Below are 22,008 nucleotides of genomic sequence, written 5' to 3'. Positions count from 1 at the left end.
GCATAAATTAATGGTAAAGCCACATTGTCAAGGCATGTTGCTCTTGGCAATAAATTGAATGTCTGGAAAACGAAGCCGATCTCTTTGTTCCTGATTTCAGCCAGTTCATTCTCTGACATGTCACTTACATCTTTTCCATTTAAGACGTAATTCCCCGAAGTAGGGGAGTCAAGACAACCAATGATGTTCATCAAAGTGGACTTGCCTGAACCTGAAGGTCCCATAAAAGCAACATATTCACCCTTATTGACATTGATGGATATAGATTTTAACGCCTGCACTATCTCAGCACCCATTTTGTAGATTTTACTAATTTCTGTAGTTTCTATAATCTTTGTCATCCGTAAATATTTTAAAAGGACAATTTAACTGAAAAGTTTGTTTCAAAAAACTTCTTAGTCACATTACGCTTCATCTTTCTAGAAGTTGTCCATTTGAAGTTTTTCAATTTGTTCGGCACTTAGCCATCCACGCATTTCAGCCATTGCAGTACTTCCATAGCTGTCAAGCCCGATTTTGCGGCTTTGTTTTACATATTGGATCCACAAAAACGGATCCTTATTAAACTGAATAGCCTCTTGTAAAAGCTCGTATTTCCTGAGTTCATCATTTTCTTCATTGACTTTTTTCCAAACGAATGGGGTCCAATAAGCATTTCTCTCCAAGTCCTTGTCAAGTTGGAATAGCTGCATTATTTTTTCAGAAGGCCCATTTCCCGTATCTGAATGGACAAATGCATACCAGGAATCAATATCATCCTTGGTGAGGACTGAGGAGGTTTTGGCGGTAATGATGTTTTTTACTTTTTCTAATTCCGGTTTTTTAAGCCAATGGAGTTTGTGGACAAGTATATGATAGGCAAACTCTTCCTGGAAAATGTTTTGGTCCAGGGCATCAAGGTCAGCTAAGAAATCCCCGGGCAAGGATTGATGTAGGCGGCTTATTTTTTGATAATATTCAGAAAGATCATTTTTTTCCAAAATACCATCAGAATCAAATTTCATCCAAGATGGAAAAGACACCTCATATTTGCTTTCGATTGTTTTTGCTTCCTGAGCTTTATTCCCAAAGTATAAAATGGCTAAATGGAAAGGCTTGAAATTTATAAATCCGCTTTCTGAAGCCACTAAGATGTCAATTGCAGCTTTTTCAAAATCAAGTTGTCCCGCAAGTATTTTAGCTGCCATTTCATGGTAATAAGCACCAAAATCGGGATGGACCATCGCAGTTCCATTGATATACTTGAGAGTTTCATTGATGTAAGATTGCTGTAGCATCCGGAGAATCCTGGTTTCCCGAAAGTTCCTTTCTTCGAATCCGGGTTGCTCCAGTGCTACCAGACTATCCATCAAAATCAAATCCTCTTCCAATGGAGTTTCAATCTTGTTGCTCCATTGATTTCGGAAGAGAGCAGCCTTTAGAGAAAATCCTTCAGGGATTTGATGTGTGTCAAGAACAAAATCCGTGAAATCACCTTTTTTATTTGCCCCCGCCAGGTAGTTGATTTTGAAAATCAGATCATCAGGGATTTCAGGTGATTCATCCGTTTTGAGTCCATGTTTAATTTGGAGCGCCAATTTATTTGATTGTGCTATTATATTTTCTTTGGTTATTTCCTCCAACTTGGCCAAGGCATCGATTGGTCTATTGATTTTGGAGTAGAGTAAAGAAATATTGTTGATGAGATAAGGGTTTCCCGGATAATATTCCAATCCTTTTTCCAGGTAAAAGAGTGCATCGAGTACCTTATCCTGTTGGTGGGTTTTAGCACTTAGCAGAAGGATATTGGGGACATTAGGGGAGTAGTTGAAGCTTTCCAGCAGGTGGTCCATCCCTTGTTGGGGTTGTTTCAGATTGAAACGGAAATGTGCTGCTGCGTTTTTGGCCTTGTCATTTCTCCTGTACTGCAACCAGGAATTTTCATACAATATAGCTGCCTCCAATGGTCTGTCTGTCTGACCATAATAATCAGCGGTAATATTGGTACTTGCACTGGCCAATTGGCTTCCAATAATTCCGTCTGCATATACCGTCAAAATGACCAGACCCATAATGGAACCGATACGCATGTGGAAATATGCAAAATACTGTGGCTTGAACAGGATCCGTTCTACATCCTTTCCGCTGTTCAATATCTGGGAGAAATTAGACATTAGATAAATGAAAAACAGTAGGCAAAGGGAAAGCTGACTATAGAGGAAAATGTGGTTAAGGAACTCATATAAAGGTTCGTTTTCTATAAAAATTGCCCTGCCCCAAGTCCAGACGGTGATTGCAAAACCGGTCCAGTAAAATGATTCACCGATTACAGGAGCATCAAAAGCCTGATCTGTTTGTTCTATTTTCAGCCTTACAATGAAAATTCCGATCAACCCACAAACCAACATCAATAAAACTGGCGGAAGGGTAGGGAAAGGCAGGTTGACCTCTCCCATGGTATCCAACAGTGTGAAGAGAATCAATAGAAAATAGATAAGGAAGATCAAAATCAAGTGAAATGAAATTTTCAGCCCGGTTCCTTTATTGAGTTTGATCAAAAATACAGCAGAGCCTGAAATAATTACATGACCGATATGCAGCAAAAACAAAGTGGAAATTACAGCAGCCGGAAAAGCAGCGTTTTCGGACAACCAAATCCATGGAGACGGAATATTTGAGACGGCACCCATAATGTAGAGAGTTATTGTCCCTGATATAAAAATTACCATAAACCGGGGCAGAATCCCCCAATTTCCTGCAAAGAAGGATATCAGCACGATTGGCAATAAAACCCCAAACAATATAGATATCAATGCATAATTGCTGGAAATCCCGCCAATATCCAGCCCATTGATACCGCTGAAAGCCAATAAGAAAATCACCAAAGCTGTAGCCCCGATAAAATACATTTTTTTCAAAGTACTTATCAGGCTTAGACCAATATTAAAAAGCAACCAAATCACCGCTCCGTATAGGAGTGTCATATTCGGAAAAAAGATGGGGGGTAATGATTCAAAATTTTGGAACAACAAAAAGTTTTCCAATTCAATAGGGATCAATTCCGTGGCCAATTGGACAAAACTGATCGGGACAGCAACGGACTCTGTAAAAATTCCAGGAAGTATGGGCATAATTCCCCTTTCCCAAAAGAAAAAGCTGAATAACAAGAAAAGCCCTCCTATCAATGCCATAAAGATAGGAAGGCCTTTCAAAAAGATATTTTGGAATGCAATGGACTTTTTTGAAGCCATTATTCCAACACCTTTGGAACCCTGAAATAGTCCGAATCCTTTTGAGGTGCATTTTGAAGACCACGTTCCCGTGAAAGGTGCTCTCCGACTACATCTTCTCTCAATACATTGACCTCTGATGACATGGTGGTGATTGGCTCCACGCTCTCAGTATCCACTTCATTCAGTTGCTCCACCCAATCCAGGATTTGGGTCATGTCCTGTTTCATTTTTTCGGCCCCTTCTTCATTGAATTCCAATCTGGCAAGGTGGGCCATTTTTTTTACAGTATTTAAATCTATTTTCATAAAGTTTTTATATTCAATTTTTCGGCTGTTTTCTTATTGTCTTCCCACAATTGGTTTTGGATGATGGTAAAACACCTCTCTTTAAGATTGGTGACATCCTTGGTATTTTTCCCTATGGTTTCAATCGGGGCATGTATCACTATTTTGGCTTTGATAAAATTCATCATTAGCCTATCCTCATCAGGCAAAATTAAATGATTAAATGATAAAGTGACAGGAATGATGGGTATTTGTTTGTCAATGGCAAGGCTAAAAGCCCCATCCTTGAATCTTGCCATGACCGGTGGATTATCCGTGCAGATTCCTCCTTCAGGAAAAATGATGATACTACTTCGGTTGTCTATGGCCTTTTTAGACCTTAGTAATACCTCCCCGCGGCTTTTGATACTTTCACGTTTGACAGCGATATGTAAATTCTTGAAATAGTAGCCAAAAAGAGGGACTTTGGCGATAGAACTCTTTCCAATGTAAATCACATCTCCCGGAATAAAACCCATCATGGCGATGTCTAAGTAGGAGAAATGGTTGGACACAAATATATAGGACTGACCTTTCTTGATATGTTCTTTACCTTCAATTTTAACAGGAAGGAATATAAGGATAAAAAACAGGTTAGCCCAGAATTGATTGACTTTCCTGCCATATTTTTCCCAGCCCGGTATCCAAATACAAACTACAAACAATGGGAAAAACAACAGGAAACTGATGCAGAACATCAGAAATGCATAAGCAGTATAAATCCTTCTTATTATAACCATTGTTATTTATTGACCATGTGGTTTGCGGCTTTTACAAAATAGGACAATATTTCCTCTTTTATATTGGGATCCATTTCAACGCTATCGATTGCCTTTATCATACAGTTGAGCCCGGTATTTCTCATTTGACTGTCGATGGGCCACTGAAAATGTCTTTTTCTGAGGATGGGATGTCCTCTTTTTTCCATATAGGTCTGTGGTCCACCAAAGACCTGAACCAAAAACAAAAATAACCTTTCTTCTGCCGGTGCCAAATCTGAGGGATAAAGCTTTAGTAATTCTGGTGATTTCCTGACGTTTTGATAAAAGTGTGATACCAAGGTTTTTATCTTTTCCTCTCCGAGGCTTTGGTAGTTGGATAGGACAGGATTTGTCATTGGGGGTGATTTGTTTTTTTTTGAAGGGCAAAAGTAAATATTTCTTTAGACATAGGCTTAATTGATAGAACAATAATAGATATTAGAAAATTTTTAGGGATGAAAGTAATAGCTTTTTGTTTAGGGGATTGAAAAGCCTAGTTATATGAGTTCGGCCCATACTGCAATAAATAATTTTAAAAAGGAATGGTTTCTGAATTTAATCAGGTACATGGTCAATCCGGTCCCCATTGGAAAAACGAGTCGTCCGTAAGTTTTGTGCCATCCAAACATAGTGACCGATACCAATGGTATAGTAATAATTCCCATCAATGTCTGTTATCAGTTCATAATGTAGCTTAGGGTGAAGATATTCAGGAATGGTACTGATCCGAAACCTTTGTTCTTCTCCATATGCAGTGCCAGAAGAACTGATTGAGTATGCCCTAACAAAATAAGTAATATTTGGAAGCAAACCGAGTATATGGCTTTGGAAGGTTCCCGGTCCATGTCTGTTCAGGGTAGTATCTTCCAAAATTGTGGGGTTGCCAAAAGAATTCCAACATACACCCCTTGCTATTACTGAGTGTGTTCCTTCCTGAACAACTTCACCACCACTTTGGGCCGAAAATCTGGTGATTTCATGTACAGGAGTTGTAACAACTTTAGGTAACACTTGATTCTCGTGTTCGCACCCCATTAAAATGGCAGCAAAGAAACAAAATAACCTAAGTAAGATTCTGTGACTTTGCCTCATGGCATTAAATAATGATTGAGTTCAAGAATTAAACTCCTAAAATAGTCAATAATTATTGAGTTATGTTTGTCCAAATTTTAATATTACATTAATAATATTGAGCAGGAAGGAGACAAAGTTAAGATGGCAATCAATATATGAGAATGGATTTTCCTATCAGAATAACTAAGAAGAACAATAAAAATCTCTTTATTTAATGGACTACCAAACATTCAAACCACATTCAAACTTGGAATCAATAGTGAAATGCTATTGGACTTTGGAAGTACCTGAACAAAAAAATGTTTAAAGGCAACTTATTTTACCAGATGGTTGCGTGGATATGTGTTTTACTCTTGGTGACGACATCAAGCGGTACACTTCAGATAAAGATTACATAATTTAGCCTAGACAAATGTTGCTCGGGCAAATAACAGAGCAATTCTACATCGAGCCGTCTGGATATGTGAACACCTTTGCTGTTCGGTTTTACCCCTATGGTTTCGCCAATTTCATTGACATACCACTGAATGAACTCGGAAATAAAGAAACACCTTTAAGAAAACTCTTTGGAGATAAAGTATCAGAACAGCTTAGCCAAGAAGTTATTCAAGCCAAAACCACAAATGAAAGAATAATTGTTATTGAGGGATTTCTTTTTAATAGTCTATGTGATAAAAAGACCATTGACAACATTGTCAAGTATACTATAGACACCATGTATTTGTCAAAAGGGAGTAAGTCCTTAAATGCTATTCTAAAAGATGATTTAACAAAGCGAAGACAGCTAGAAAGGAATTTTTTAAAACAAATTGGTTTAAGCCCAAAACAATTAAGCAAAGTAATTCGCTTACAGGCGACCCTGCAAATGTTGCTCAATCATACAACTGAGTCATTAACAGAGATCGCCTACGAAAATGAATATTACGACCAGGCACACTTTGTTAAAGACTTCAAAGAATTTACAGGAATAAGGCCAAAAGATTTTTTAAAAGACGAAAAAATGGCTCTTTCCTCACTTTTATACAAAAAAAGCTAAGGTGTCGCATTTTTACAATTTTGACACCAAAACCCATTTTAGCTTTGAGGGATAATACGAATTAAAAATGGTAAAGAAGAGCTTCTATTTTGGGACAGTATTTATAGGACTTTGTTTTTTTTCTTGTCCCAGCCCAAGTGAAACTGACTCTGAAAGACATTTATTAGAATTTATCTCTCTTAAAAACTCCAATAATATGAAAAGTTATATTTCAATCTTTGAGATACCGGCGACCGAAATCTCCAGAGCAATCGATTTTTATCAAGCAGTTTTGGACATTAAAATTGAAAAAATGGATATGCCAGAAATGCAAATGGGAATATTGCCATATGAAGGTCAAATGGTGCCTGGAGTTATCATCAAAGCGGAAGGATACAAACCTTCCTCAGATGGTGTTAACATTTATTTAAATGGTGGAGACGATCTTCAGGTCATTCTTGATAAGGTTGAAAATAATGGTGGGAAAATTCTTGTTCCGAAAACACTTCATGCAGACGAAAGTGGTTATTTTGCAATATTTCTTGATTCGGAGGGAAACAAAATCGGACTTCATTCTCCGAATTAGAAGGGAAAGCAGTGAACTTACTTTATAATTAGGGGACCAATGAAAGGCTATTGGCAATCAGCAAATGAACCGAAAGTTCCTATTTAAACTCAAAGAATATGACGAAGCAATTCATCTTTGCAAGAGCGACTGACCGGAATTTCAAAGCCTTCAACCTCCAGTAAATTTCCGGAATATGACCGAACTTTTTCTAATGACACTATATAGGAACGATGAACCCTAAAAAATCTAGGGAAAGGTAAAATCTTCTCCACATTTTTCATCCTCTCATAAATTACATATTTGTTGGAACTGGTATAAATACAAATGTATTCCTGATAAGCCTGGATATAAATTATATTTTTCAAATACACCTTCAATTTTTTTCCATCACACTTTATTGTTAGCATTTCCTGATTTTCGTATGATTTATCTTCAGACAGGATGTTTCTTGAAAGTATTGATTTGAATTGAATTATGTCTTCTGCTTTACTAATGGCCCTTTTAAACCTGTCAAATGAAAATGGTTTAAGCAGATAATCAGCAGCATCTAAATCAAAGGCGTCTGCCGCAAATTCTGAGTAGGCTGTAGTGAAGATAATGACTGGAGGGTTGGAAAGCTTTTTTAGAATTTCAATCCCTGTAACTTGAGGCATGGAAATATCCAAAAAAAGAACATGAAAAGGATTTTCTTTCATCCACTCCATGGCTTCAATAGGATTAGTAAATTTTCTAATTAAATTACACCGCTCTATTCGGCTTATATACTTTTCAATAACCCGAATGGCTGGGTGTTCATCATCTATTGCAACGCATCTGATTTGTTCCATAATTCCAGTTTTACCTCAAATAGTTTATTCCTGCTTTTTGTTTCAAAAGTATGTTTGCCAGGATAAAAGAGTTCTAGGCGCTTTTTGACATTTGATAATCCAACTCCACCAAGTAAATTTGATGTAGTAGTAGGTGAATAAGTATTTTTTATTGTAAATAAAATATCCTGTGCATTAGAGTTCAAAATGATCTGAATACTAGCTTCAGGATTCGAATTAAAATCACAATATTTTAGGGCATTTTCAACCAATGGGATTAATAACATCGGCAAAATTTTCCCACCAAAGATTTGCTTGTGAAAAGAAATATCAAACCTATTATCCTCTTTTATTTGGTATAGCCAAATTAGCGTATCAATTTGCTTAGCTTCTTCAGATATTGAAACTTCCATACTGTCATCTTTCTTATAAACCGCATAGCGTAGCATTTCGGAAAGTTTTAAAATAGCCTCACCCGCTTCTTCCCGCTGTTCTATAACTAGTGCATAAATATTGTTTATGGTATTAAAAAGGGAATGCGGTTGGATTTGCGCCTGTAATAAATTCAATTGGGTTTCTGTTTGCAGTTTTTGGCTTAATAATGATCTCTTTTCAGCTTCCTTCAAAAATTTATTGTGCCAAATCAAAGTAAATAAAAGAAATGCTGATACGGAACTTAAAAAATAGAATATTGGCCTTGGCTGTTGTTCCCGTAATAATAAGAATTTAGCCTCTTCAGGCATTAGATGTGTTTCTGCTAATCCTTTTAAAGCTGATATTAATAATATAACAATACAGGCCAGCACCGTAAACTTTAAGTATTCACCAGGCACCAGGCACTTCCTGACCAATGGTAGGGTGAGGAAGAATAAGGAAACCAACCAGGTTACTATATATCCTGCACGAATAGCTCCGTAGTAAAAACCCATCTCAAGAGAAAAAACAAAAAGAAATAAACCAAAAATGGTAATCCATAAAATAAAATAAAACCAAGGGCTATTTAAGCTTTTCATAAACCACGTTTCATTCAAGTGTAAGCTAAGGTAAACATTTGATGATTGGACTGTCGTAACAATTCAATCAAATGTAGATATTACTCAACTGATTGCCATACATTGAAAAAACCTAACCATTTATTGAATAACCCCCTTGACCCATAAATGGAAAATTAACTTTAGCGTTAGGATTATAAAAATAAATTGTACAACCTAAACATAATCCTTATGAATTACCTAAAAAAATTTCGACCAACAAAAGGTTTGTTAATTATTATGGCAGCATTATTTATACAAAGTTGCCAAAAAGAAGAAACCTTGACTATCACCGAAGAAGATATCGCAGATGTTGTTACTGCATCTCTGGAAAGCGAAACAGGCGGATTGGCCTATGAATTTTCTATGAAAACGGCCTATATATTCGAAGATAGCGATGAACTTTCATGTGCAAATACGGTGACAATGTCCAAGACATTCGTAAAATCCTCGGGAGTGAGAACAGGGCAATTTATTTACAACTGGGAGGTTCTAAAAAATTGCTCTGAAGCAGTTGCGTCAATTAGCTGGACAGGCAATTATAACGGCACTTTTGAAACTCCAAGGCTATCAGGCACTACGTCTGGCAGCCGAAACTGGACAATTTCCGGTATTGAAACTAGTAACAATATTTTGTCATTAAACGGCACTTTTATCCGAAACGGATCACACACTTCCAAAGTTAGGCAAAGGAGGAGCTTTGTAACAGAGATTTCTTTTGAATTTGGGGATATAGCGGTAAATAAAGCTACAAAAGAAATACAATCAGGTGTAGGAGCCTTACAAGTATCCATAAATGCCAGTGATGGTGCATCTAGGAAAGTAACCGGCACCATTGCTTTCAATGGCAATGGCTCTGCAACTTTGCTCATAAACGGTAAAACATATATAATTACAATATAATTACTCTCAATATCCCGAAGTTATGAAACGATTATTTATGATTTTCGCTATCATGTTCCTATTTGCAGGAACGGTTTTGGCACAATCAACGAATCCGCGAACACCAAGAGAAAAGCGTCTCAATACCAAAAGCCAAGTGATAGACAGTCGGCAACAGACTATTCAGCAACAAGACCGAACTTTTCGGGTACAAGAACGCAGGATGAACCGAAAAAGTAAAAGGACTGACCGTAAACTCAAGCGGATCAACAGGAGAAAAAGAGATTAATTATGTGCAGGAAAAAATATGCTTTTCCCTTGCGGCAGTATTTTTTACAGCAGCAATGGAATGAAATGAAAAGTTTGATACTTGCACTTATATCTTATTTTATCTTTACTGATGTATTTGCCCAAACTACTTTCTGTCCTGATGATCCACCCGTCAATCCATGGCTGGCAGATTCACCTTACCCAATATACCATCGCAACAATTACGCACAGGCTTCCACTTGCATTCCGGGCATTACTGCAAAAGACAGCATCCAAATTAAGGTGAAAAGCAACATAACAGGCGGTACATCACCTTGGATATATTTATCAGACAAGTATCCTAATGGGGAAAGGGTAATTTTATCTTCCAATTCTACCCATGTTTTCAAGTTCAGAGACGATGGCAATAAACTTGTAGCGATTGATAGCTTGAAAATTGACAGCGATCCCATTACATCTTTTGGCTACAATTTCCTACTTACTAAAAATAATACATGGTTTACTTATGACCCAAAATACAGGCCAAGGCTTGGGAAATTCACCACTTTGTATAAGTTGGCTGATTCCGAACCCAATAATCCTGATTCTAAGATAAAAGTTGTTAAATCACTCAATTTTGGAGACTATGACATCAATAAAGTGTCGATGTATTCGCTCAACTACAATGGTCAAATTGTTTTCTATTCGCATGAAGATAGAAAGCAAAACTTATTCAATGTAGGTGTGATTGACCAGGAATTAAATCTGATTTCTCACTTTAAATGCATCCTACTCCCTAACGAAAAAGTAAATCACAATTCCATCGCAGTTGATGAAAACAATACCTTTTACATAGTTTCCACTCACAGATTGATTCAATTTACATGGGACAACAATAATCTTAAAGTTGGATGGGAGGCAAAATATGACTTTGTAAATGACGGACCAACAGGTCGTTGGGCGAATGGGAGTGGAACAACACCGACACTAATGGGCTGGGGTGATGGTAATGATAAGTTGGTAATTGTCGCTGACGGTCATGCCAACAACAACCTGGTGGCTTTTTGGCGTGAAATGCCTCATGGTTGGAAAGGACTACAGGACAGAGATCCAAGAGTAGCTGATGTTATTAAAATTCCTTATGCAAGATCATTTAGTAATAAATTCCAATCCATTGAAAATTCGCCCACTGTTTACGGTTATGAGGTGGCCATCGCACAGTACAATGGCTTTCTCGGGTATAAATGTAACAACTACAAAGGAGTACAAAAATTCAGGTGGGACGCTGAAAAGAAAAAATTTGTGATTCAATGGGCCAATAATATGGTCAATATGAATGGGGTTTTAAATTATTCATCAGGGAGTAATTTAGTATATGGAAGCGGCAAGGAAGAAGATTGCAATTACTATTATTATGGCTTGGATTGGGATACTGGAGAAATTGCCTTGAAGTTGCTTCTAGGTCCTGAGCAAAAATTTCCTAAAGATCCATATTACGATCAGGGTGTGAACCATATCATTGACGAAGATGGAAGCATTTATTTTTCCGGTTCACGCTCGCTGGTAAAAATTGAAAAGATTAACCCAATAAACGACCAACCATGAAAAGGGAGAGAAAATTGTTATAGGATTACTTAGATTAATTTTGCCACCACATCCGGATATTGAAAAAGCAGCAGAATATTTAAGAGTTGAAGTTGGGCAAAACAATTCATCACACTTTTAAAATTTAAAGTTATGAGATATTTTAAAACCTTTGCATCTGTTTATATAATTATAGGATTATTAATTAATTATGGTTGTTCAAAGGAAGAGCAAGTTCCATTTGAACCAGGAATAGAACAATTTAACTTTTTGGTTAGAGAAGTCGATGGGCAGTTGGCTTTTTTAAATGAGACACCAACTTCAGTAGAATTGGATGAGTTAGTTTCAGATACTCTTGTCTATATGTTTGTTGAAAAAACAAATCATGTATTAGCTGCTGATCTTAATATAGACCTTTCCGAGCCAGGTGAGTTTTTCGCTGATTCAGTTCCAGACGAACAACAAACTTGGGAAGCACTAAATCCAAGTGTATTAAAAGCAGGAACAAAAGTACACTCAATTTACTTCCATTACGATAACGAAACCTATAATGATAATTTTAATTTATTTGACTATTTGAATTGTATAGGTCAATTACAAGTTAATGCAAAAATCACATTCAAATTTCCTGTACTTGGTATTATTATGCGGGCCTCCGGAGGGAAGGATAATTTGGGCAAAAGTAATCTTGAGTTGGGAATTTCTTCTGTAAATTATTGTGATCACAATTTAAGACACTTTCCAGGAATAAACATTGTTGATGGTTGTCAGTCAGATAAATTTGTATTAAGTAAGGATAGAAAAACATTGACTATAAGGAATAATACAGATGTTCATCACGATAATTATAGAGTCATACTAGCAGCCGATTAAAGCTAATTTCCCTGTCTAAATGTATCCATCCGATAAACCCCATATTTCCAGGTATGTGATTTCATCGTAAAGTTGCATCATGAAAAAGATCAACAACGATGAGTATTATGACCTGGTCTGCAGATGGCAGGTTTCAGGTAAGAGCAAAGCTGCTTTTGCAGAGGAAGAAGGTATTTCAAGGACGGCATTTTATTATTGGTGTAAGAAGTTCAGCGTAAAACAATCTTCTACAACCCATCAATCCTCCTTTTCATTGGTGTCCCCACATATTGGTTTTCAACTAGATCCTGTTATCAAAATCAATTTCCCGTCAGGTATAAGTATTGAGTTCTTCGGAAAGGTAGACAGTGATACTGTCAAAAAGCTTCTTTGATGCTTGCCCTATCAAGCTCGACCAGATATTATATGTATAAAGAGCCCACCGATATGCGGTTTGGCATCAACTCGCTGTCAGGCCTTGTCCGCAACAAACTTGGCTTTGATCCCATGAACGGAGATGTTTTTGTGTTTCTCGGCAAGCGTTCCAACCAGATCCGTATCCTTCAATGGGACAGGGACGGTTTTGCCATGTATATCAAAAAGCTCGAAAGGGGGACTTTTGAACGTCCCGTGCTTGCCGGTAACGGGATTACAAGCGGACAACTGGGCCTGCTACTACAGGGGGTAAGGCTTGAATCGGTGAGCTACAGAGACCGCTACAACCCCTTGAAAAGGTCGTAAAAAAAGAGGCGGTTTTTAGTGTAAAAATAGCCTTTATGCCTATTTAAACCCACTTTTTTTCATATCTTTATATCATGGAAAACGGGGAAAAAGACTACAAAAAACTGTACGAAGAAGCCCTGTTGACCCTATCAGAAAAAGAGCATATCATCTCAGACCAGCAGTTCGAACTCGATAAACTCCGCAGACATCTTTTTGGGTTCAGGAGTGAAAAACGCACAGGCAACACCGGGGATGACCAACTGGGACTTTTCGAACTTGGTGTGACAAAATCAGTACAGGAAGAGTTATCAGAATCAGTAGTTGAAAAGCCCGCCCCAAAGAAAAGGGCCAAAGGAACAGGACGCATGTCCCTTCCCGAAGAACTCAGAAGGGAAGAAGTGGTGATCGAACCTTCGGAATCTACCGAAGGCTGCACAAGGATCGGCGAAGAAGTTACGGAAGTTCTTGAAGTTGTGCCTGCATCATTCTTTGTGAAGCGCTATATCCGCCCAAAGTATGCAAGACCGAACGGTGAAGGCATCATCATCGGAACACTTCCTGACAGGGTGATAGAAAAAGGCATCCCTTCCGAATCGGTAATTGCCCAGATGACCGTAGATAAATATGTTTATGGGATGCCGCTCCACAGACAGATCGACAAATACACCAGGATGGGGGTACGGATTCCCGCCTCAAGTGCATCGGACTGGATCATGAGAGGCTGGGATCATCTCAGGCCTCTCTGGGAGCTGCTCCGGCTGGTAGTGGTCAGCCAAAAATATCTCCAGGTCGATGAAACACCGATAAAGGTCCTGGATAGAGATAACAAAAACGGGATCCATCAGGGTTACATGTGGCTGTACCATGCCCCTGTGGACAGACTTGTGGTATTCGATTACAGAAAAGGAAGGGACCAGTCAGGTCCAAGGGAAATGCTTGCGGACTTTAGGGGCATAATCCAGACGGATGGCTATAAAGTCTATGATTCACTCTTTGCAGGCCATCCCGATATCCATCTGACTTTTTGTATGGCCCATGCCAGACGGAAATTCGTGGATGCCCTGAAGGATGATGAAGAACAGGCCAATTATGTGCTGGACGAAATCGGGAAGCTCTACCTTCAGGAAGCAAAGATGCGGGATGAAGCAATGGACTGGGAACAACGGACTGTTTTGAGAAAGGACCATGCAGAGCCTGTTCTGGAGAACCTCGGCAAATGGCTTGAAGAAAAACAGTACAGCTACAGGCCCAAAAGCCCGATGGGTCAGGCCATAGCATATGCAAACAAAAGATGGGCAGGACTGAGTGCGTACGTACTGCACGGGCAGATGGAAATCGATAACAACCTTGTGGAAAATGCAGTGAGACCTCTGGCCGTGGGCAGAAAAGCATACCTGTTTGCCGGATCACACCAGGCTGCAGAAATGACGGCTGCCATGTACTCCTTCATGGCAAGCTGCAAAAAAAATAAGGTCAACGAGTTTGATTGGCTAAAAGACGTATTCGAAAGAGTCCAATCCCATAAGCAAAAAGACCTTTACCAACTACTGCCATCAAACTGGGAAGAATATCGGCCTAAATGAAATAATCAATCCCCGAAACGGGGATTGTCGGACGGATACGTCTAAATGACTAATTAATAAATGGAAACACATTATGAAAATTTTTAAATCACAAGTAAAAACATTGATTGAACATAAAGACTTTGACAAACTAAAGCAGTTACTTTCTCACAATCCTAATTTAGTAAATGAAGGTATTACAATTCCTTACGATTTGTTTTGCAGGACGAAAGCACATCCATTGCATCGGATTTGTGACGGTGTTTTTGCAGGCAAAATCACAGACAACGAAGCTGTGAATCTTGCAAAGATATTATTAACATGTGGTGCAGACATTGACGGTGACAAAGCGAGAGATGGTGGAACCCCACTCTTAGCAGCGGCTAGCCTTCACGCAGAACAAGTTGGCATTTTTTATATTGATAATGGAGCTGATGTTCATCACATCTACAAAGGTGACGGCGCTTCAGCCTTACATTGGGCTTCTTTTTGCGGGCTGGACAAATTAGTCAGCAGGTTAATTAAAGCAAATGCCGAAATTGACGTGCAGGACTCAGAACATATAAGCACCCCCTAGGTTGGGCTTTACACGCTATAATGACAAATGATAAAGTGAATAATCAGATTTCTTGCATAAAATTGCTCCTAAGGGCGGGAGCAGACAAAACCAAATTAACTAAAGAAGCTAATGCCTATTTGGAGAAATTAGCCGAAGACGACTTATTCAAATGACGACATTCTAATGATAGTTCATTGAATAGGGTATTGGTTACTCCAAAATAAATTTTTAAATTCATTATAGTTAATTTATTAAACTACAATGAAGCATATTTCTATCAGTGTCCCAAATTGTCAATAAAGTATCGTCAACGTTATGGATCCATTCCAAATGCTGAGTTGGGCTAATGATCTTCAATTGCAGCACCATCAAATGAAGAAATTGTAAGGAGATACTCTTTAGGGGATACTACTTATATGTATCTCCAACAAGGCATGATATGTATCTCCAACAAGGCATGACATTTTTAACCCAGGTAAAAGAATCCGAATTAATGTTGGACATTTTATGTCAAGATTAATTCTTATTGATGAAATATGGTAAAATAGAAAAGGCAAATGTCTTACCCTAAAATATAAAAAATGTCCAATAAGAAAACAATTTTAGTGACAGGCTCCACCGGAAATATTGGTAAGGGAGTGGCACTTTCTCTCGCCAAACGAGAAGTAAGAGTAGTACTACTTGGTCGTAAAATTGAAACCCTTGAATCAGGTGCCAATTCTATCCGTAGAGCATTATTGGCAGAAAAAATCGGACTTATTGAAAGTGACATTCAGACCATGATTATTGATTTTACCGATTTTGATTCAGTAAGAAAGTGCGCAAACGATGTTTTGATTAGATTTCCTGAAATTCACGGGTTGGTATTATCTGTGGGCCAAATGGTTCAAAAAGGTCCCAACATTTTACCCAATGGCCATGAGTTAATGTTTGCGACAAGCGTGCTTGGGCCCTTCTTATTTACCCAACTTCTGATAGACAGATTACAACAATCAGATGGAATTGTAGTACAGGTTATTGCTCCTTTCTACAAAGAAATGGATTGGAATGATATTGAAAGTATCAAAAAACATCAGACAATTGATGCTTATAACAGGTCTAAAACATGTGAACGGGTAATAATTGCTGAATTAGCCAGACGCTATTCAGGAAAATTAACTTCCATTGCATTCAATCCTTCATTTATTATTGATAAATCAGATCCTGCATTGAAGAAAAGGTGGCCAAAGGGAATATTGGGATTTCTATGGTGGTTATTTGCTTTAATTGATTCAAAACCTCCTTCTGTTGCTGGAGAACCTCTTGCTGATATTATTCTAGCCCATCCATATCCTGACATGAATGGGGCATTGTTTAAATTAAATAAGAGAATTAAAATCCCTGATAAAGCAATGAGAGATGAGCAATTTGGCAAAAGGTTATGGGATGTGTTAATAATAATGACAGGATTAATTGGGACAGAGTTGCTTTAAGACAGATTAACAGACAAAATACTGATATTATCAGGAAAAATGTGAGTCGTTTAATTTTGAAATATCCAGACAAAAAGGAAATTTTCAATGAATACTTTCAAAATCAAATTGAGGAATGTGAAGAATTGGAAAACGATTGTATATGCACAACTTTGATACTAAAAATTTAAAAATAATATTCTTTTAAGTTGAGTTAATCTTTTTGTGTATTTAATTCAGCAGCTTATCCACAAATTCTTCATTTGCATCTAATTGCAGAAAATGACCGCAATTTTCTATTTTGCTGACCCGTACATTGGAAAAGGATTTTTCCAGAATTCTTCCTGAAGATTCCCAAGATTGAAATTGGTCACTCATTGCCCAAATCAAATGAACAGGGACATCTATATTTTTCAATTTTGACATGTTCTCAACTGTGTGTCGATTATTCAATCTTTTTAGCATTTTTTGAAACTTAACGATAGCTTCACGTTGATGGAATTTTCCATCATAGAACACCCTTTCAAAATCGGTGCAGGGAATAGGTTTATTCCTAAAAAAAAGATTGTTCATTTCCTTATACAAATCGTCTGCTTTAAAGCTGCCAAAATGGGCCAACCAATAAAACAAACCGATTTTGGAAGCCTTCACTAATTTAGAAATCTCGGGAACTGGGTAAGTATCTGCTGTCCCGGCGTTACTAAGTGTGACTTTTTCAAAATTAGAATGTTTATCTGTTAGCATTAACTGTGCAATTGCTCCACCCAAATCATGACCAACCAGCCATACCTTATCAAATTTTTGCTCTTTTAGCCACTGATTTAAAAGTTGGGCATTTCCAAGTAGTGAGTAATTATTAGATTCACTTATTTCAGTCTTCCCATAACCAGCCAAATCAGGCGCCAAACAATAAAAACCTTTACCAGATATCTTTTGCATCGTTTCATGCCAAATTTCGGCACATGGGGGTATTCCGTGGAGAAAAAGTATTAAAGGTTTTCCTCTATCCCCAGCTTCAATGCAGGAAATAATGTTTTTACCTACTTTAAAATTGACCCTATTCATAAAAATTACATCATACCCTAAACAAAATTACATTATTCTATAGTTTAATTTCTACATTGAATGTTATGCTTACAATAATTTTAAGGACTGCAATCTAAATTATATCTAGCCGAAAAACAGGTTACGCTTGTTTCAATCTTTCCTATTGTTTATAAATTTTGATCAACCTGTGGTCATTCGCCGTCAAGGATTTTGGCAGTACAATCATTTGACTGATTTGTTTTTTTGTTAAAAAAAAAGCACTGCCATAAGCAGTGCCTATTTGCCGTGAAGCCTAAAAATAAATTTGAACGAAAATCAAATTTACTGTTAATTTTTATCAACCATCCATTTCCATAGTTATCAAATTACCATCTTTTTTGCTTTGCCTAGCTGCAATTTTAACAATACAATAACCAAAGCATTTCTATCTTTTCCGGTTTTATTTCTAATAAATCTCTTAACATTGGGCTTTGGTTATAGATTATGGGTAATTTTATACAAAAAATAGATTTACCATGAAAATGAAGAAATATATCCCATTAAAAGAACTTACAGAATCTAAATTAAGGTATGCCCAGCTATACCTTGAGGAGCTAAGAAAACCGGAAATATCCGGTTCAGAGATTGAAAAAGCGCACCAATATTCTTTTCTATTTCACTTGAAAGGTGTTATAGATGCGTTTTTGCTAGAGATTAACGAGATTTATGGTCTTGGGCTTAAGAAGAAACATCTAACCATTGATAGCCTGAAAGCTTCCAAATCCAAATCTAAAAAACCTTTTAAAGAAGGTAAAAAACTCAGTAAGCTGATCAAAAATGAGAATTGGCTTTCTGAATTGAAGTCTTTCGATCCTTATAAAATGAATGGAGATAAAAAAGACAAGAAATCCAAGGAAATTGATGAATCTTCAATCCTCGTGGAGGGGAGCAGTCCAATCCATGATTTATCTATTTTGGATAAGTTTGAAAATTGGCAGGCAAAAATGGAAATATTGATCACCGAACTTAGGAAATCGGCACTTGAGTCAAGTGGAAATTCTCCAAAACAATAATAGCAGTTAAAAGTAAGTCAGACAAAGACCTGATTATTTACATCGTACCTTTTAAGGACAGTGTAAACTCAGGCTTTTATCGCGGGGTTAATTTATCAGACAGAAATAAACTCCTCAGAGGGTCAGGGAAACTTCTGCGACATGTCAATAATAAGTCAATGGTGGACTTTGAGGTAGAGGACATTAAAGAATTGATTTTGGAAGCGAAAGCGGAATGGGTAGAGAATAGATAGGATAGGTTTTTCTCCATGAATATTGTCGGGCTTCCTAAACCTGCTATTTTATGGCTAGAATATTTATCCAAGTAAATAGTGATACCAATAATTCTTATTGCAGCACAATTAAAAACAAATCGAACACTTAGATGAAATAGTGAGATGTGAGTTTTGCGATATTTCTTTTACAAATCCCTGGGTAACAGAATTTCTAAGCTCTTTTCACCTTCAAAGATGTCCCCTCCGTACTAATTACTTTTATTTTTTCACCTTTATCTATGAACTCCCCCCTGGAATAAGCATCATAGACTTCATCCTCAATGATTATTTTCCCACTTGGCATAAGCCTGGTATGGGTGATACCTTCTTTATTCAAAAGACTATCGGCATATGAAGTTGAAGTATATCCTTCGGTACTTTGCTGGGTGTTTGACAAGGATATGGAGCTGAATGCTTTCCATTGATTGACTTTTGGGGCAAAAATAAAAATGAGGGATATCGCGGCAATGGCGGCTAAGATCACTGTCAATAAAGCGACAAATAAATCTCCCGAAGGCACAAATGTAAAATCAAAGGCATCATTGGGTACCATTCCCAATGTTAGGCCTGTGAGAATTCCTAAAATCCCCAATATCCCAAAAATCCCAAATCCGGGAATCACAAATAATTCAATCAATAAGAGTATACAGCCCACTACAAAGACTGCGATTTCCCAATTTTGGGCCAGACCCGTGAGGTAATAGGGGATAAAATAAAGAATCATTGCAGTCACAGAAGCGGCAAGTGGAAAGCCTACCCCGGGTGTTTGGATTTCAAAATAAATCCCCGCAAAAATGATCAAAATCAAAAAACCACTTACAGCGGGGTTAAGAAAAAAGGCAATGACCTTTTCTACACCTGCTGTTTCATATTCAATTATTTCGAAGTCTTCCAGACCCTGCTTATTAATCACCTCAGTGACAGAATTGACCTGTCCTTCACAAAAACCATTTGCGATGGCCTCGGATACAGAAAACGTGATTACCGTTCCCTTTTCACTGACCCCTTCTATTTCAAGATTTTGATCTACCATGGCCTCAGCAATTTTAGGATCTCTGCCTTTGGCTTCAGCCGTACTCCGCATCATCGAACGCATATAGGATTGGTATTTGTCGGGTGCGGCGTCACCTCCTCCGCCCATGACGACTGTCGCGGCACCGATACTTGCACCCGGTGCCATATAGATACTGTCACAGGCTATCGAAATCAATGCACCTGCGGAGGCAGCATCTTTATTGATCCATACGTGAATCGGGACTTTTGTCTCAAGTATCATCGTCCGGATATCATCAGCATCATTGACGGCACCGCCATAAGTGTCCATTTCGATGACAATCAAATCGGCATTCTGTTTCTGCGCATCTTCCAAAGCCAGTCTGACCTTTCTGTTCATCCGGGGGTCTATGTTGTCATCAATTTTGAAAGTAAAGACCTTTTGTTTGGCAGATGATAGGCTGTCCTGTTGAAAAGAATAGGAAAACCCGGGTAATGCAAATAAAAATATTGAAAGTATCAGAAGCTGTTTCATGTAATAATATGTTTGCGCTATGAATATACCAAAATATCTTAAATCTGACACAAGGCCTATTTTTATCAACGGTTTTTGGAGGAAACTAAAATTGGTCTATTTTAGCCGAAAATTTAATTGATTATGATTAAAAAATTAGTATTGTCATCCCTGCTGATGATTGTGGTTGGAACTTTTTCGGTGCTCTATGGTCAAACAGACCGTTGGCAACAAAAAGTAAAATATGACATGGAAATCACCATGGATGTGAGTAAAAATATTTACAATGGGACACAGCAACTCCATTATACCAATAATTCCCCCGACACCCTGACAAGGGCGTTTTACCATCTTTACTATAATGCCTTTCAGCCTAACAGTATGATGGACATCAGATCCCGGACAATTGCCGACCCTGACAGAAGGGTGGTGGATAGAATACAGAATTTGACCCAGGAAGAGATAGGATATCTGAATGTGAGTTCATTGCTGATGAATGGCAAAAAGGTGGATTTTGAACATGTAGAGACCATCCTTGAGGTAAATTTGGGGGAACCGATTTTACCTGGTCAAACTGTTGTTTTTGATATGGAGTTCGTTGGGCAGGTACCTTTGCAGGTGAGAAGGGCAGGAAGGGACAATGCAGAAGGCATCCGGTATTCCATGTCGCAGTGGTATCCAAAGATGGCAGCCTATGATGTCAGAGGATGGCATGCAAACCCTTATATTGGAAGAGAGTTTTATGGTAATTTCGGTGATTTTGATGTTAAAATCACTATTGACAAAAGCTATACGCTTGGCGGAACCGGATACCTTCAAAATGCCAATGAAATCGGACATGGATATGAAGATGCGGGAGTAAAAGTCACCAAACCAAAAGGCAATACTTTGACCTGGCATTTTTTCGCTCCCAATGTACATGATTTTATGTGGGCAGCCGATCCAAAATATACCCATGAGAAAGTAAAAATGAAAGATGGCCCTATGGTTCATTTTCTCTACGTGAAAAATGAAAAGACAGCGGAAAACTGGGGTAAGTTAAAGGATTACACGGTCAATGCCATTCAATATATGATTGACAATTTCGGAAAATACCCCTATGAGCAATATTCTGTCATTCAAGGTGGGGATGGGGGAATGGAGTATCCTATGTCCACCCTGATTACCGGGCACAGAAATCTCAGAAGTCTTGTGGGTGTGACCGTTCATGAACTTATTCATAGTTGGTATTATGGAGTGCTGGGATTCAATGAGTCTTCCGAACCATGGTTGGATGAAGGTTTCACTACCTGGGGAACAAGTGTGGTCATGGATGCTGTCTTTGAAAAAGACAATAAGTTTATCCATGATGGTAGTTACAAGTCTTATTTCAGATTGGCCACTGCCGGATATGAAGAACCATTAACGACCCATGGTGACCATTATAATCTCAATTCAGCTTATGGGCCGGGCACCTACAACAAAGGAGCTGTTTTCGTAGAACAATTGGCTTATGT

23 protein-coding genes are annotated in these 22,008 nt (G+C 37.9%); 13 read left to right on the top strand and 10 right to left on the bottom strand.

Translation table 11 applies throughout. The annotated features are described in order from the left end of the window. The 6 genes from ACEW8O_RS25420 to ACEW8O_RS25395 all read right to left on the bottom strand — a co-directional run. On the bottom strand, window positions 1–341 hold a 341-nt coding region (locus ACEW8O_RS25420; protein WP_373497437.1), incomplete at its 3' end, for an ABC transporter ATP-binding protein. 78 nt (window positions 342–419) lie between these two features. Continuing rightward, window positions 420–3,230, bottom strand: a complete 2,811-nt coding sequence (locus ACEW8O_RS25415) for a tetratricopeptide repeat protein (protein ID WP_373497436.1) — start codon at window positions 3,228–3,230, stop codon at window positions 420–422. Next, window positions 3,230–3,517 carry an Asp-tRNA(Asn)/Glu-tRNA(Gln) amidotransferase subunit GatC gene (gatC, locus tag ACEW8O_RS25410; RefSeq protein WP_373497435.1) on the bottom strand — a complete coding sequence of 96 codons (288 nt, stop codon included), beginning with the start codon at window positions 3,515–3,517 and terminating at the stop codon, window positions 3,230–3,232. Before gatC ends, ACEW8O_RS25415 begins: the two co-directional genes overlap by 1 nt. Beyond that, window positions 3,514–4,275 carry a lysophospholipid acyltransferase family protein gene (locus tag ACEW8O_RS25405; protein WP_373497434.1) on the bottom strand — a complete coding sequence of 254 codons (762 nt, stop codon included), beginning with the start codon at window positions 4,273–4,275 and terminating at the stop codon, window positions 3,514–3,516. The genes gatC and ACEW8O_RS25405 overlap by 4 nt, the downstream gene beginning before the upstream one ends. Window positions 4,276–4,277: 2 nt before the next feature. Continuing rightward, complete coding sequence (locus ACEW8O_RS25400) at window positions 4,278–4,652, bottom strand: cyanoglobin (protein ID WP_373497433.1); 375 nt, start codon at window positions 4,650–4,652, stop codon at window positions 4,278–4,280. A gap of 199 nt (window positions 4,653–4,851) precedes the next feature. Continuing rightward, a complete protein-coding gene (locus ACEW8O_RS25395; protein ID WP_373497432.1) occupies window positions 4,852–5,307 on the bottom strand; it encodes a hypothetical protein in 456 nt (151 codons plus the stop codon). 475 nt (window positions 5,308–5,782) lie between these two features. On the opposite strand from ACEW8O_RS25395, the gene ACEW8O_RS25390 reads away from it, so the two are divergent. Next, the gene (locus ACEW8O_RS25390; RefSeq protein WP_373497431.1) at window positions 5,783–6,406 is read left to right on the top strand and encodes a helix-turn-helix domain-containing protein; all 624 of its coding nucleotides are present in this window, start codon (window positions 5,783–5,785) and stop codon (window positions 6,404–6,406) included. Window positions 6,407–6,602: 196 nt separating this feature from the next. Further along, window positions 6,603–6,971 (top strand): VOC family protein, encoded by a 369-nt coding sequence (locus tag ACEW8O_RS25385; protein ID WP_373497430.1) that lies wholly within the window; start codon window positions 6,603–6,605, stop codon window positions 6,969–6,971. An 89-nt stretch (window positions 6,972–7,060) separates the two neighbouring features. On the opposite strand, the gene ACEW8O_RS25380 is transcribed toward ACEW8O_RS25385, so the two are convergent. Then, window positions 7,061–7,780, bottom strand: a complete 720-nt coding sequence (locus tag ACEW8O_RS25380) for a LytR/AlgR family response regulator transcription factor (protein ID WP_373497429.1) — start codon at window positions 7,778–7,780, stop codon at window positions 7,061–7,063. Continuing rightward, complete coding sequence (locus ACEW8O_RS25375; protein WP_373497428.1) at window positions 7,753–8,772, bottom strand: sensor histidine kinase; 1,020 nt, start codon at window positions 8,770–8,772, stop codon at window positions 7,753–7,755. The genes ACEW8O_RS25380 and ACEW8O_RS25375 overlap by 28 nt, the downstream gene beginning before the upstream one ends. A 210-nt stretch (window positions 8,773–8,982) precedes the next feature. On the opposite strand from ACEW8O_RS25375, the gene ACEW8O_RS25370 reads away from it, so the two are divergent. The 9 genes from ACEW8O_RS25370 (at window position 8,983) to ACEW8O_RS25330 (ending at window position 16,673) form a co-directional block, all read left to right on the top strand. Then, on the top strand, window positions 8,983–9,693 hold the full coding sequence (locus ACEW8O_RS25370) for a hypothetical protein (RefSeq protein ID WP_373497427.1): 711 nt from the start codon (window positions 8,983–8,985) through the stop codon (window positions 9,691–9,693). Between the two features lie 22 nt (window positions 9,694–9,715). Next, entirely contained in the window at window positions 9,716–9,961 is a 246-nt protein-coding gene (locus tag ACEW8O_RS25365) for a hypothetical protein (RefSeq protein ID WP_373497426.1), read from the top strand. 2 nt (window positions 9,962–9,963) lie between these two features. Continuing rightward, window positions 9,964–11,526 (top strand): hypothetical protein, encoded by a 1,563-nt coding sequence (locus ACEW8O_RS25360; protein ID WP_373497425.1) that lies wholly within the window; start codon window positions 9,964–9,966, stop codon window positions 11,524–11,526. Between the two features lie 132 nt (window positions 11,527–11,658). Next, window positions 11,659–12,378 (top strand): hypothetical protein, encoded by a 720-nt coding sequence (locus tag ACEW8O_RS25355; RefSeq protein ID WP_373497424.1) that lies wholly within the window; start codon window positions 11,659–11,661, stop codon window positions 12,376–12,378. A 79-nt stretch (window positions 12,379–12,457) separates the two neighbouring features. Beyond that, window positions 12,458–12,751 (top strand): IS66 family insertion sequence element accessory protein TnpA, encoded by a 294-nt coding sequence (gene tnpA, locus ACEW8O_RS25350; RefSeq protein WP_373497423.1) that lies wholly within the window; start codon window positions 12,458–12,460, stop codon window positions 12,749–12,751. After that, complete coding sequence (tnpB, locus tag ACEW8O_RS25345) at window positions 12,751–13,098, top strand: IS66 family insertion sequence element accessory protein TnpB (protein WP_373497422.1); 348 nt, start codon at window positions 12,751–12,753, stop codon at window positions 13,096–13,098. The genes tnpA and tnpB overlap by 1 nt, the downstream gene beginning before the upstream one ends. Window positions 13,099–13,172: 74 nt before the next feature. Next, window positions 13,173–14,663 (top strand): IS66 family transposase, encoded by a 1,491-nt coding sequence (gene tnpC, locus ACEW8O_RS25340; protein WP_373497421.1) that lies wholly within the window; start codon window positions 13,173–13,175, stop codon window positions 14,661–14,663. A gap of 73 nt (window positions 14,664–14,736) precedes the next feature. After that, entirely contained in the window at window positions 14,737–15,219 is a 483-nt protein-coding gene (locus ACEW8O_RS25335) for an ankyrin repeat domain-containing protein (RefSeq protein ID WP_373497420.1), read from the top strand. A 563-nt stretch (window positions 15,220–15,782) separates the two neighbouring features. Next, the gene (locus ACEW8O_RS25330; RefSeq protein ID WP_373497419.1) at window positions 15,783–16,673 is read left to right on the top strand and encodes an SDR family NAD(P)-dependent oxidoreductase; all 891 of its coding nucleotides are present in this window, start codon (window positions 15,783–15,785) and stop codon (window positions 16,671–16,673) included. 210 nt (window positions 16,674–16,883) lie between these two features. On the opposite strand, the gene ACEW8O_RS25325 is transcribed toward ACEW8O_RS25330, so the two are convergent. After that, window positions 16,884–17,717, bottom strand: a complete 834-nt coding sequence (locus tag ACEW8O_RS25325) for an alpha/beta fold hydrolase (RefSeq protein WP_373497418.1) — start codon at window positions 17,715–17,717, stop codon at window positions 16,884–16,886. A gap of 497 nt (window positions 17,718–18,214) precedes the next feature. Here ACEW8O_RS25325 and ACEW8O_RS25320 point away from each other — a divergent pair, with 497 nt between their 5' ends. After that, on the top strand, window positions 18,215–18,751 hold the full coding sequence (locus tag ACEW8O_RS25320) for a hypothetical protein (protein ID WP_373497417.1): 537 nt from the start codon (window positions 18,215–18,217) through the stop codon (window positions 18,749–18,751). Window positions 18,752–19,177: 426 nt separating this feature from the next. On the opposite strand, the gene ACEW8O_RS25315 is transcribed toward ACEW8O_RS25320, so the two are convergent. After that, on the bottom strand, window positions 19,178–20,533 hold the full coding sequence (locus ACEW8O_RS25315; RefSeq protein ID WP_373497416.1) for a nodulation protein NfeD: 1,356 nt from the start codon (window positions 20,531–20,533) through the stop codon (window positions 19,178–19,180). Window positions 20,534–20,656: 123 nt separating this feature from the next. Here ACEW8O_RS25315 and ACEW8O_RS25310 point away from each other — a divergent pair. Continuing rightward, window positions 20,657–22,008 (top strand): M1 family metallopeptidase (locus ACEW8O_RS25310; RefSeq protein ID WP_373497415.1); only part of this gene is annotated, 1,352 nt, incomplete at its 3' end.

The sequence above is a fragment of the Aquiflexum sp. genome (assembly GCF_041749095.1).
Lineage (GTDB): Bacteria > Bacteroidota > Bacteroidia > Cytophagales > Cyclobacteriaceae > Aquiflexum.
This window is presented reverse-complemented; position numbering and strand designations above follow the sequence as displayed.

What these genes read in the sequence shown, in the direction of transcription:
- ACEW8O_RS25415 (WP_373497436.1), bottom strand. Translation starts at nt 3,230, where the DNA reads ATGGCTTCAAAAAAGTCCATTGCATTCCAAAATATCTTTTTGAAAGGC.
- ACEW8O_RS25325 (WP_373497418.1), bottom strand. Translation starts at nt 17,717, where the DNA reads ATGAATAGGGTCAATTTTAAAGTAGGTAAAAACATTATTTCCTGCATT.
- ACEW8O_RS25390 (WP_373497431.1), top strand. Translation starts at nt 5,783, where the DNA reads ATGTTGCTCGGGCAAATAACAGAGCAATTCTACATCGAGCCGTCTGGA.
- ACEW8O_RS25400 (WP_373497433.1), bottom strand. Translation starts at nt 4,652, where the DNA reads ATGACAAATCCTGTCCTATCCAACTACCAAAGCCTCGGAGAGGAAAAG.
- ACEW8O_RS25330 (WP_373497419.1), top strand. Translation starts at nt 15,783, where the DNA reads ATGTCCAATAAGAAAACAATTTTAGTGACAGGCTCCACCGGAAATATT.
- tnpB (WP_373497422.1), top strand. Translation starts at nt 12,751, where the DNA reads ATGCTTGCCCTATCAAGCTCGACCAGATATTATATGTATAAAGAGCCC.
- tnpC (WP_373497421.1), top strand. Translation starts at nt 13,173, where the DNA reads ATGGAAAACGGGGAAAAAGACTACAAAAAACTGTACGAAGAAGCCCTG.
- ACEW8O_RS25365 (WP_373497426.1), top strand. Translation starts at nt 9,716, where the DNA reads ATGAAACGATTATTTATGATTTTCGCTATCATGTTCCTATTTGCAGGA.
- ACEW8O_RS25405 (WP_373497434.1), bottom strand. Translation starts at nt 4,275, where the DNA reads ATGGTTATAATAAGAAGGATTTATACTGCTTATGCATTTCTGATGTTC.
- ACEW8O_RS25360 (WP_373497425.1), top strand. Translation starts at nt 9,964, where the DNA reads ATGTGCAGGAAAAAATATGCTTTTCCCTTGCGGCAGTATTTTTTACAG.
- ACEW8O_RS25375 (WP_373497428.1), bottom strand. Translation starts at nt 8,772, where the DNA reads ATGAAAAGCTTAAATAGCCCTTGGTTTTATTTTATTTTATGGATTACC.
- ACEW8O_RS25370 (WP_373497427.1), top strand. Translation starts at nt 8,983, where the DNA reads ATGAATTACCTAAAAAAATTTCGACCAACAAAAGGTTTGTTAATTATT.
- ACEW8O_RS25355 (WP_373497424.1), top strand. Translation starts at nt 11,659, where the DNA reads ATGAGATATTTTAAAACCTTTGCATCTGTTTATATAATTATAGGATTA.
- tnpA (WP_373497423.1), top strand. Translation starts at nt 12,458, where the DNA reads ATGAAAAAGATCAACAACGATGAGTATTATGACCTGGTCTGCAGATGG.
- ACEW8O_RS25385 (WP_373497430.1), top strand. Translation starts at nt 6,603, where the DNA reads ATGAAAAGTTATATTTCAATCTTTGAGATACCGGCGACCGAAATCTCC.
- ACEW8O_RS25315 (WP_373497416.1), bottom strand. Translation starts at nt 20,533, where the DNA reads ATGAAACAGCTTCTGATACTTTCAATATTTTTATTTGCATTACCCGGG.
- ACEW8O_RS25335 (WP_373497420.1), top strand. Translation starts at nt 14,737, where the DNA reads ATGAAAATTTTTAAATCACAAGTAAAAACATTGATTGAACATAAAGAC.
- ACEW8O_RS25380 (WP_373497429.1), bottom strand. Translation starts at nt 7,780, where the DNA reads ATGGAACAAATCAGATGCGTTGCAATAGATGATGAACACCCAGCCATT.
- gatC (WP_373497435.1), bottom strand. Translation starts at nt 3,517, where the DNA reads ATGAAAATAGATTTAAATACTGTAAAAAAAATGGCCCACCTTGCCAGA.
- ACEW8O_RS25320 (WP_373497417.1), top strand. Translation starts at nt 18,215, where the DNA reads ATGAAAATGAAGAAATATATCCCATTAAAAGAACTTACAGAATCTAAA.